At 60.3% G+C, this 10,580-nt stretch carries 11 protein-coding genes; 5 read left to right on the forward strand and 6 right to left on the reverse strand.

Features of this window, described 5'->3' with window-relative positions; all coding sequences use genetic code 11:
- The coding region (locus EOB36_RS31260; protein ID WP_128286392.1) for an SDR family NAD(P)-dependent oxidoreductase at nt 1-264 on the reverse strand (264 nt) is incomplete at its 3' end.
- A gap of 277 nt (nt 265-541) precedes the next feature.
- Here EOB36_RS31260 and EOB36_RS31265 point away from each other — a divergent pair.
- The gene (locus tag EOB36_RS31265) at nt 542-814 is read left to right on the forward strand and encodes a hypothetical protein (RefSeq protein WP_095486399.1); all 273 of its coding nucleotides are present in this window, start codon (nt 542-544) and stop codon (nt 812-814) included.
- A gap of 190 nt (nt 815-1,004) precedes the next feature.
- On the opposite strand, the gene EOB36_RS31270 is transcribed toward EOB36_RS31265, so the two are convergent.
- Both EOB36_RS31270 and EOB36_RS31275 read right to left on the reverse strand, forming a co-directional pair.
- A complete protein-coding gene (locus tag EOB36_RS31270) occupies nt 1,005-1,601 on the reverse strand; it encodes a response regulator (protein WP_164759014.1) in 597 nt (198 codons plus the stop codon).
- A gap of 1 nt (nt 1,602) precedes the next feature.
- Nucleotides 1,603-1,800: a hypothetical protein gene (locus EOB36_RS31275; RefSeq protein WP_126103023.1), complete on the reverse strand. Its 198-nt coding sequence runs from the start codon at nt 1,798-1,800 to the stop codon at nt 1,603-1,605.
- 161 nt (nt 1,801-1,961) lie between these two features.
- Here EOB36_RS31275 and EOB36_RS31280 point away from each other — a divergent pair, with 161 nt between their 5' ends.
- Both EOB36_RS31280 and EOB36_RS31285 read left to right on the forward strand, forming a co-directional pair.
- Nucleotides 1,962-5,063, forward strand: coding sequence for a CheR family methyltransferase (locus tag EOB36_RS31280; protein ID WP_206072973.1), 3,102 nt, complete (start codon nt 1,962-1,964; stop codon nt 5,061-5,063).
- Entirely contained in the window at nt 5,060-5,419 is a 360-nt protein-coding gene (locus EOB36_RS31285) for a response regulator (RefSeq protein WP_095486401.1), read from the forward strand. The genes EOB36_RS31280 and EOB36_RS31285 overlap by 4 nt, the downstream gene beginning before the upstream one ends.
- 18 nt (nt 5,420-5,437) lie before the next feature.
- On the opposite strand, the gene EOB36_RS31290 is transcribed toward EOB36_RS31285, so the two are convergent.
- Nucleotides 5,438-5,833: a GFA family protein gene (locus EOB36_RS31290; protein WP_095486402.1), complete on the reverse strand. Its 396-nt coding sequence runs from the start codon at nt 5,831-5,833 to the stop codon at nt 5,438-5,440.
- A gap of 5 nt (nt 5,834-5,838) precedes the next feature.
- Nucleotides 5,839-6,072, reverse strand: coding sequence for a hypothetical protein (locus EOB36_RS31295; protein WP_095486403.1), 234 nt, complete (start codon nt 6,070-6,072; stop codon nt 5,839-5,841).
- A gap of 450 nt (nt 6,073-6,522) precedes the next feature.
- On the opposite strand from EOB36_RS31295, the gene EOB36_RS31300 reads away from it, so the two are divergent.
- Together EOB36_RS31300 and EOB36_RS31310 are read left to right on the forward strand one after the other, a co-directional pair.
- A complete protein-coding gene (locus EOB36_RS31300; RefSeq protein WP_095486404.1) occupies nt 6,523-6,741 on the forward strand; it encodes a hypothetical protein in 219 nt (72 codons plus the stop codon).
- 864 nt (nt 6,742-7,605) lie between these two features.
- Complete coding sequence (locus EOB36_RS31310) at nt 7,606-10,281, forward strand: caspase family protein (RefSeq protein ID WP_245467949.1); 2,676 nt, start codon at nt 7,606-7,608, stop codon at nt 10,279-10,281.
- A 106-nt stretch (nt 10,282-10,387) separates the two neighbouring features.
- On the opposite strand, the gene EOB36_RS34760 is transcribed toward EOB36_RS31310, so the two are convergent.
- Nucleotides 10,388-10,580 (reverse strand): hypothetical protein (locus EOB36_RS34760; protein ID WP_206616787.1); only part of this gene is annotated, 193 nt, incomplete at its 5' end.

A 10,580-nucleotide genomic window follows, 5' to 3' on the forward strand; every position in this document is an offset into this window, starting at 1 on the left:
CTCGTACATGGACTGGCCGACGCCGACCTCGGCCGCCAGATGGATGACGGCGTCGACGCCCTGGAGCGCCTCGGCGACAGCGTCGCGATCGCGAACATCGCCCTTGATCAGTTCGGCTCCCGCCGGCAGGCTGATCGCCTCGCCGCCGTGCACCTGTTCCAGCAGCGCATCGAGAATGCAGACGGCATAACCATGTTCGACGAGTTCCTGGACGACGTGGCGGCCGATGAAACCGCAGCCCCCGGTAACCAGTATGCGTTCCACGACAACTCCTTGTGCAGATGGCCTTGGCGCCCCGAACTGTTTGACAAAAGGTTTGTTCCCTCTCCTTCAACAAAGATGGTTTGGGGTCCCTCACACCGAGGTGAACGCATCGCGAACAGGCCTTGGGCCTGCGCTGGAACATTGCAGCTCGTTTGGGGTTAGGCGCTCATCTGGCCGTAATCGGAAGCAGCAGACAGGTAGTTAGTTGTCATCGAGCGAGACGCGCACACCAAGCTAGGCCTGGCCGGGACGCCCACAGGATCGAAAGGAGATTTCAATGTCTGAATCGAAGACAACCACCAATCACGACGAGATCCGCCAGTGGGCCCAAGATCGGGGTGGCCGACCTGCGGTTGTACGAACCAGAGGCGAGGGCGGCATCCTGCGGATCGATTTTGGCGAGCCCGAGGAGGAGTTCGAAGCCATCGAATGGGACGAGTTCTTCCGGATTTTCGACCAGAACGATCTGGCCTTCCTCTACCAGGACGAAACCGGCGGCGGAAAAACAAGCCGGTTCAACAAATTCATCGAGCGTAACCAGAGCGGCTGATAGGGCTTCTACGTCAATGGTCCCTCGGTAGCTCTTAGGTCACCTTGCGTTTTGATGGAGAGGTTCACTCCAGATCATTGTGTTTGCATGCTTTTTCGGAGCCGTTTGTCAAATATGGAGCGGTCTTATTCGGACTCAACAGTACAAATCAGAGAGATCAGGGCCTCGGTCGTTGCCGATCGGTCGCGCTTCAGTGCAACAGGCTCGTTCCGCTCGATCTTGCGACACTTCGCATAATACCGTTCAGCCAATCTTCAGTCGACACGCCGACCCGCCTTCTGTCGATCTCGCCGATGGCGCTCTCCAGCGTTCGCTCGACCAGCCGGTCGGAAGCGCCCACGTCGCCAAGAAGCAGACGCGCCGCGAGCCTGAGCTTCGGCAGAAGTGAAAATACATTGTCGGACAAGTTCACGGGAGGGCGACCCGCCAAGGCGGATCGTTCCGGAGGAAACAAGGCGTCAAAGATTGCGTAGCTATCCGACGATTTTCGAAGATTGCTGGCGTGACGCAGACGTTCCGGAATGACGATGTCCTCGTCACCGCTGAAAAAGACGAAAGGCACGCCGCGGCGCATCAGTTCGTCGGCGATCGGAAACACCCGCCGGCCGTTGAGATTGACGTCAAGGATCGCGGCCTCAGCCGTATCGGTATGCGTAGACGCCTGCTCGACTGTCGCCGCAGGGCCGAGGACGACCGCGCCCATATTGCCGAAGTATCTCGCAAGATCGCCGGCCAATAGCCAATCGTCTTCGACGATCAGGATGTGCAAACCTTGCAGGTCGCGCACCTCATCGACCTTTCTTCGAGCGAGATTTCCGATTGTCAGTGGGGGCTTGTTCAGAATGTTGCTGCAAGGCTGCCTGCAATCGTTTGGCCAAAACCAGCATGCGCGGCGGAATGGATTCGTTTCCCGGCAAACCCAGCAAATCCGAAGAGTGCAACAGCGTTTGTTTTGTCAGCTTTAGGTCAGGTGTGCGTTTTGACATTGAAGTTTCCACAAAAGTCCCGACGTTAACGCCGTCTGCACGGACTTGTTCCGGCCCTCTTGCACGTTGTATGCTGGCGTTCAGCCCGGTTGCGGGTTTTGGGTCGATTGGCGGCTTTGTCGTCTAGGCTGTTCAACCGAGGGCTTGCGGTGACATCCCAGATGAAGAGATTTCCCATTGTGGGCGTCGGCGCGTCAGCCGGCGGCATTCCCGCAATGGAGGGTCTGTTCAAAGGCATCAGCGGCCAGCCCGGCATGGCGTTCGTCATCGTGACCCATCTCAGTCCCGGGCGCGAAAGCCTGCTTCACGAGGTGGTCGGGCGTTATACGCGGCTGCCGGTTGTCGTCGTAGAGGATGGCACCACCGTCCTATCCGACCACATTTACGTGATGCCGCAAAACGTCGTTCTCACGATCGAGAAGGGGGTGCTGCATCTGCGGCCGTCGAACGTGTTCAACCGCGAGCGCAAGCCGATCGACATCTTCTTCAGCGCGCTTGCCGAGGACCAGGGCGAATATGCGGTCGGGGTCATTTTGTCGGGCGGCGATTCGGACGGCACGCTGGGCGCAAAGGCGATCAAGGAACGCGGCGGACTGACGGTCGCCCAGGCCCCCAACGGCTACGGTCCGCGCAACCCCGACATGCCGAAAAGTGCGATTTCCAGCGGACTGATCGATATAGCGGCGCCCGCGGAGCGCATCGGTGCGAAGCTGGAGGGATTCGCCCGCAGCTTCGATCTGCTGAACGGGATTGCCGACGACGGCGGCGAGCACGGCACGGGAGACATCGGTCGGCTGCGCGAGGAAATCTACGGCATTCTGCGCGGTCATTCCGGCCACGACTTCTCCGGGTACAAGTCCAAGACATTCCTGCGTCGCGTAAAACGGCGCATGCAGATCGCACAGCTTCAGTCAATTGCTGACTATGTCGAATGGCTGAAGAAAGACCCTCGCGAGGTGACGGACCTCTTCCGCGATCTTTTGATCAACGTCACCGATTTTTTCCGTGACCCCGACGCTTTCAAGCTGCTTGAGGAGAAGATCGTACCGCAGCTTTTCGAGGGCAAGACTGCCAGCGATGCGGTCAGGATCTGGGTGCCTGGCTGCGCCACCGGCGAGGAGGTGTTCTCCATCGGCATGCTGATGCGCGAACACATGGAGACACTTTCGGTTGTGCCGCGCGTCCAGATATTTGCGACTGATATCGATGAGCCGGCGCTCGCGGTGGCGCGCGCAGCGCGTTACCCGGCGGCATTGCTGCAGGGGCTCTCGCCCGAACGCAAGCAGCGTTTTTTCAGCAGCGACGGCGACAGTTATGTGCTTACCAACGAGGTACGGGAGCTGTGCGTCTTTTCGCCTCACAGCGTCGTCCGCGACCCGCCCTTTTCGCGCATGGACATGGTTTCATGCCGCAACCTCCTGATCTATTTCGGCTCGAACATCCAGAACCGGGTCATTCCGATCTTTCACTACGCGCTGAAGCCGGGCGGTTACCTTTTCCTCGGCACGTCCGAAAGCGTGGGTCAGCACGACAACCTCTTCGCCACGGTCGACAAGAAGCAGCGCATTTTTCAGGCGCGGGAACATGCCTCGCCCCATATAACGCTGCCGACGCTGATCGGCGACGCCCGTTCGGGCGCCTTCCTGGCCGAAGGCACGGGGTCCAAGAAGGGAACCGCCGGCTACCCGCTTCGGCAGGCGGTCGAGGCACAGGTGCTGGAGCGTTTCGCGCCGCCGCACGTCCTGGTCAATGGCGATGGCGACGTCGTCTACTATTCGGCCCGGACAGGCAGATATCTCGAAGCGCCGCAGGGCATTCCGAGCCGGCAAGTGCTGACTTTGGCTCGCCGCGGGCTGAGGCTCGACCTGCGTGCGGCCTTGCGGGAAGCGGCCGCGACTCGCCGCACCGTGGTGCGTGAGAATGTCGTCGTCGATGAGGACGACGAACCGGTCCAGTCGATCAAACTCACTGTCGAGCCCCTGGCGGAACTCGGCAAGCGTGAACAGCTTTATCTTGTCCTGTTCGAACCGTTCGGGCCAGCACAGGCGCGGTCGGATGTGGGGCGCGAAGACCGTGATATCGAAGGTGCTGCCGATCTCGAGCGGGAGCTGCGCGAGACGCGCGAGCGACTGCAATCGACGATCGAGGAGTACGAAACCGCGCTGGAAGAGGTGAAATCGTCGAACGAGGAACTCGTCTCCGTCAATGAGGAGGCGCAGTCGACCAACGAGGAGCTTGAGGCTTCGAAGGAGGAGATGCAGTCGCTCAACGAGGAGCTCAACACCATCAATTCAGAGCTGACCAGCAAGATAGAGGAACTCGATCGCGCCAACAGCGATTTGCGGAATCTGTTCGAGAGCACGCAGATCGCAACCATTTTCCTCGACCGCAATCTGGTGGTGCGGACCTTTACTCCGGCGGCCTCACCTTTCTTCAGCCTACGTCCCTCCGACGTCGGCCGGCCACTGACCGAGCTTTCGAGCCAGCTCGACTATCCCGAGCTAAAACAGCACATCGATGCCGTGTTCGAAACCGGAGAGACCCTGAAACATCATCTGGCGCGTGACGACCAGGGCCGGTTTCACATGGTTCGTATCAATCCGTATCGCGACAAGGACAATAGAATCCAGGGCGTCGTGGTCACATTGGTCGACGTCACCACCTTGGCCGAGGCGGAAACGCAAAACCAGGTGCTCATTTCGGAGCTGAATCACCGCGTCAAGAACATGCTGGCGGTCGTCGCCAGCATCGCCAACCGCACCCGCGAAAATTCGGAATCGAAGGAAGAGTTCGCCGAAGCGCTGATCGGTCGCTTGCACGCCATGTCGCGGGCTTACGGTCTGCTGTCGAAGGAGCGCTGGAAAGAAGCCTCGATCAGCGAACTGCTGCGGCAGGAACTCGAACCTTTCGGCAGTGACCGGTTCGAGCTTGACGGCGCTGAAGAGAAACTTAGCCCGCAACAGGGCCTTTCCCTCAGCATGGCCATTCATGAGCTGGCAACCAACGCCGCCAAATATGGCGCGCTGTCGAAGCAGCAGGGCAGGGTGGCGCTGAAGTGGTCGGCAGACGGCGACGTTTTCAGGCTTGCCTGGCGCGAGAAGAACGGGCCGCCCGTCAGAAAGCCAGAAGTAAACGGCTTCGGGCTTTCCCTGTTGCAGGGCGAGATCGGCTACAGGCTAGGCGGAAACGTCGAGACCGCCTTCAATCGTGACGGCCTTGAGGTCCAGATCACATTTCCGATGATGGGCAAAGAGACGCCGTGAGCGATCCGCTGCGCGTTCTGGTGGTCGAGGATGAATGGCTCATCGCCGAGGACATCGCTGCGTGTCTGCGCGCTTCGGGACATCAGGTGATCGGCCCGGCCCCTTCGGTGGCGGCGGCCCTGCGTCTTATCGGCGAAAATCATGTCGACGTGGCGCTGCTGGATGTTCAGCTGCATGGCGAAACAAGCCTGGCGATCGCAGAAGAACTGCAAACCCGCCACATCCCGTTCGCGTGTCTGACCGGATTTGGGCCGCGCGATGTTCCATCAGCCTTCGCCAACTTCAAATTTGTTCGCAAGCCGGCAGATCAGGCTGCCATTCTGGGCGCCTTGGCTGAATTGGTCAGGGTGGCCTAGCTTGTTTCAGCAGACTCGTCATGGATCGAAGGGCGGAAAGCGATCACCGGCAAATTGCTCCGCCCAAGGCAATGCCATGAGCCAGTTCTCACGGCGCGGTACCCACAGTTCGTAGTCGGGAATGAGGTCGCTGGGAGCCATATCGAGCGAGCCGAGCATGATCTCGGCCTCGTTGTCCCGCAGCCAGGCGATGTGCGAACCGCATTGCGGGCAGAAACTGCGTCTGGCGAACGTGTTCATTTGTCCGCTGCCTTCATAGGCTGACATGGGCCAGACGCCAAACGGCGTGAAAAAGCTGCCGCTGGCGCGGCGGCAATCCTGGCAGTGGCAAATTCCGACCCGCAACGGTGGGCCGCTCACCTTGAAGCGAACGGCGCCGCACAGACAACCGCCGTCCCGTTCGACCCCTGCCATCGCCTTCAGTCCAGCGGTTTGTCTGTCGGCCGCGGCGTGGTGCCCGACTGGCGCGGCCCGCCGGCATTGCGGTTCACCACCGGATTATCCAGCGGAGCGGTCGATGGCTTCGATGTTCCCGCGGTTTTTGGCGTCGGCGGTTTCGCTCCCGCGTCCGTTTCGTTGGCATCGCGTCTTGGATGCCGCAAGCCGTCGGCATTCACTTGCCGGATTGCCGGCTTCGATGTGGTGTTTGCCATGGGATCTCCTTCCTGCTGCGGCGGAAAGAACGGATGGTTTCGTTCTTAGCCCACAGCTCGTACATCTCAACCGCCGGCAAGGTGCGAAGTTCCACGGCCTGGAGCTTCAGGTGTCCTCTTCGGTGCCAACGTATGCTGCAGGGTAAGCGGTGTACCGCTCGCACGCTTACAGTAAATCTTAAATTGGATGCTGGCGAGGAATCGCAGCCTTGATGGCACGGCAACTATGCGCCAGACGTGGCGGCCCAAAGCGGCGGCTGACGATCTGCCGGCCTCTCGCCGCCATCAGTCATTTGCTGTGGTGATCTCATAATCGCCCCCGGCAATCCCGCCATCCCCGCGCAGGATTAAGCCTTGTGCACGGCAATGAGTCCAGCACCGCCGATTTCCACCTGACTGGCCGGAACCATTTTCGCTACTGGCTGTTCGGCTCGCAGGAAGGAGCCGGACATGGAGCGACGTAACGCTATACTTTCGCTGGTGATAGCAGCGGTCATTATCGTCGGCTTTCTCATTGGCTTTCTGTACGCTGATATGGGCTGGCGCACCTCGCCACTCAAAAGAGCGCCTGAGCAAAACCAAGGTGGAAACGCACCAGCCGATACCTCGCCTGCAGCGGGCATCAAGAAGAATCCTCAAGAGAATACCGAGATGCCGGATCAGAAATAACGGGGATCCTTTGGGCGCAGGCAGCGCCGGTTCGATGCGGACTTGAGGTCACTCTCGAACAATCGATCTCAGAACCTGCAGTGTCGGCTCCTTGTCCGCGCGTCCGATCCATACTTTCCGCACCGCGCCTGCAAGGTCACCGAAATAGGATGGCAGATCTCGACGAGCGAACGCTCGGCTGACGCCTGATTTTCCCTTTGGAGAAGGAGCCCGCCAACCGGCGACGCTTTTGCCTGTCAGCCATCCGCCTTCAGCGCTTCATCTTGCGGATAGTGCGACCTCAGCGTATCCCTCAAGGAACTGTCAACTGGCCTTGGGAGCGGTGCTCGGGACCAGGAATCCACTCTTTAGCAACTCCAGGGCGTCGAGCGCGTCCTCATCCAGCAAATTTGTCAGAGCCACCCCATCTGAGAAGACAACGTTGTGGTCGTCTATGTCGTAGACTTCCCAAAGCCCATCCTTGATTCTTCGAATGGCGTGCCGGTGCTCCATAAGCGCACGCTAATTGAGTCTCGGAAATGGTAGGTAGAAAAAATCAGCGGTAGGCCAACTTTAGTAGTGGAAAACTCAGGCGCGCTCTGCCGCGTGGTGTGTGGACTGAAGGGTGCAGGGCCGCCGTCGGGCCTGGCAGGCGGCAGTAGACATTCGTCGCTAGGGCAAAATGTAGGTGTCCCAGCACGAGCTATTTTGTCGGGGCATCGCCGACCAGAACTCAGCCCAACCTGCTAAGATCAGAATGCCGGCCGCGCCCGGTCCGGGGAGGCCAAAGCGACCACGGCCGAATAGCCAGGTTGAGAAAGCGTCTGACAATCATTGCGGACACTCGGCCTCTGATGTAATTTAGAACTTGATCACGTGAGGAATATGCCCGCTGTCGCGACGGCTTTTCTCTCTTTTCTGTCTCGGCAGATAGCATGCTCTCTAACGGACCTGACACTGCAAGCTGGTTGTTGTGGTCGCCGGGTAACAGCGGTTAAGGGATTTGCCATGCTTCGACGTTGCGGATTCGTTGCGGCCTTGATGCTCGCAAGCTTCGTGATCTTCGAGGCTTCTGCCGTCGAACGAAGGGTCGCCTTTGTAATCGGCAACTCCGATTACCAAGAAATCTCGGCCCTCAAGAACCCGGCCAAAGATGTGGTGGACGTATCCAACACGTTTCGGGCGGCTGGTTTTGATGTTTTCGTCGCGAGCAATCTTACAAAGCTGCAGTTTGAAGATCAGTTCCGTAACTATCTTGCCGCCGTGGATGGCGCCGATATCGCTGTCGTCTACTATTCCGGCCACGGCTTTCAGATCGGCGGCGAAAATTTCCTGATCCCTGTCGATGCCTCGTTGAAAGATGCGGCGGACGTCGAGGTCCAGGCAATCAAGCTGAACGATGTGCTGCAGCAGATGCGTTCGAAATCGAAGATCCAGGTGATCATCCTCGATGCCTGCCGCAACAATCCATTCCCTCGCAAGGACTATTGGCTCAGGGACCAGCTTCTTACCGCAAGCGGCACCGGCCTTGCGCAAGTAAGAAGCTCATTGAACACGCTGATCGCTTTTGCCACCGAACCCGGTGCGGTTGCCTATGACGGCGCCGGCGACCTCAGTCCTTTTTCATTGGCGTTTTCTCGTCGCGCGCTCGCCCCCAACCAGGAGATCCGCACGGTCATGGCGGCCGTCCGCCGGGATGTGGTTGAGGCTACCCAAGGCCTGCAGGTTCCCTGGGAGAACTCTTCGCTGATCGACGAAGTCGTTCTGATGCGCCGCAGCAGCCGCCCATCACTGCCGCCGGTATTGGAGAAGGTCGTGCTGTCCGGGGCCGGCCCCATCGATCTGGACCTTCCGGAACCGGTCCAGGTCGACGGCGGGACAATAACCGTCAGCATCGAAAGACCACCCGCCTTGGGACGCCTGATGCTGGACGGCAAGGTCATCGAGGCGGGAGAACTGATCCAGGGCAAGGATCTGCCGCGTTTGCAGTTTGATGTTCCCAAGGGAGCTGGCGAGCCGGAAGAGATGGATATGCTGGCCTACGCCGCACGCGACAGTTGGGGCGGCGAAGCCAAGGGCATGCTGGTGTTCCGGGTCAAGAGCGGCGAAGGAACCCAGGGCGAACAGGTGATGGCCTCGCTCGAAGCCGAGCAGAAGCAGCAGGTGCTGCAGCGCGGCATTCATGTCACCGGTGCGGCCGAGGCGATCGAGAACCGGGAGGTCGACGTTCCGGTCGGCGTGGGCGCCGTTGCTCTGAACCTGGATGTCCCGACAGACGATGCGGCGGTCAGCCTGAAAGTCACAAACTATCCGGCAACGGGAACGCTCTCCCTGCCGGATCGGACCCTGTCGCCCGAATCGAGCTTGACGGTCGGCGAAGTCGAGGGGCTGCGCTATGAACCCCAGATCGGAGCCAGTGCACCGGTCGAGATCGCCTTCGAAATTCGGGCGGACAGCGCAATATCCAAACCCGCCAAAATGAAACTGTCGCCGAGCGTGGATCCGTGCGACCTGGCTGCCGGCGAACCTCTCGACCTTCAAGGCGTGGTCCCCGGCCTGCTGCCAAATGAAATCGGCGCCGACGCGGTGGAGCTGTGCGAGGCTGCGGTGAAGGCGTATCCCGATGTCGCCCGCTTCCGTTATGAACTGGGACGCGCGCTGCTTGCAGCCGGCAAGGTCGACCAGGCCAGGAAAGCCATCCAGCAGGCCGCCGACAGGGGGCACGTGCGCGCGGTGTTCGAGCTCGGCTACCTCCATGCGACGGGAACGGGCCAGGCTGTCGACCGCAAGCAGGCCAACACCTTCTACGCGGTGGCATCCGACAAGGGTGACCCCTACGGCATGACGGCATGGGGTCGTGCCCTGTTCCATGGAAACGGCGTCGAGCGCGACACCGGCAAGGGGCTGGATCTGCTGCTCAAGGCGGCATCGATGGGGCACACCTATGCCATAAACGATCTCGGCGCGATCTTCACCGAAGGCCGCAACGGCGTGCCCGCCGATCAGGCCCGTGCCGTTGCCTTCCTCAAGGCCGGTGTCCAGCGCCAGGACATGTATTCGATGAACTTGCTCGGTCGCAATTACCTCAGCGGTCGAGGCGTCGAGAAGGATCCGAAGGCTGCGCTGGCGCTTTTTCAGAAGGCCATCGACCTCGGCCAGCCCTATGCGCCGGCCAGTCTTGCGCGCATGTACCGTGATGGCGTTGGCGTCGAGCAGAACCTTGATGAAGCCCAACGCCTGTTTGAACTGGCAACCTCGCGCGGCGACCAGTCCGGCGCCTATGATCGCGCGGCTCTCGAGATGCAAAAGGGCGACCAGGCCGACCAGGCCGTCGCCGTGCGTTTCCTGGCATTCACAGTAGCGCTCGATTTTCGCAATGAGTTGCCTGACGCCCGCGCGACGTTGGCGAAATTCGGGGCCAAGCCGAAAGCGGCGGCGTTGAAGCAACTGCGTGGGGAACTCAAGTCGAAGATTCCGTTGAGCGGTTCTGTCGACAAGCAACTGGTCAAAGTGGCGAGGGCGGTCTGGGAACAAGCCAATCCGCGTCGGGATTTGTTCTGATCAACAAGGAGGCAATGGTGGGCAGAAATCGGAAGCAGGCAACAATCGGGATAACTCTGTCCATCGCCTTGGCGGGGGTCATGGGCTGCACATCCTGGCCACCCCTTCAACCGACGCCGCTGGTGGCGACGCCAGCACCGGCGCCGAAGGTCGTTCGCAGAGCCCCGGCGCCGCGGAAGGTCGTCAACCCGGCTCCCAAACCGGTAGCCGCCAGGAAAGCGGTTAAACCGGTCGCGGACGAGCCGGCTGCTCCCGTAATCATTCCGACTTCGGGAGGTGGTGGCGGGACTGGCGGGAGT

It is taken from the genome of Mesorhizobium sp. M6A.T.Cr.TU.017.01.1.1, from assembly GCF_004023115.1.
Lineage (GTDB): Bacteria > Pseudomonadota > Alphaproteobacteria > Rhizobiales > Rhizobiaceae > Mesorhizobium > Mesorhizobium mediterraneum.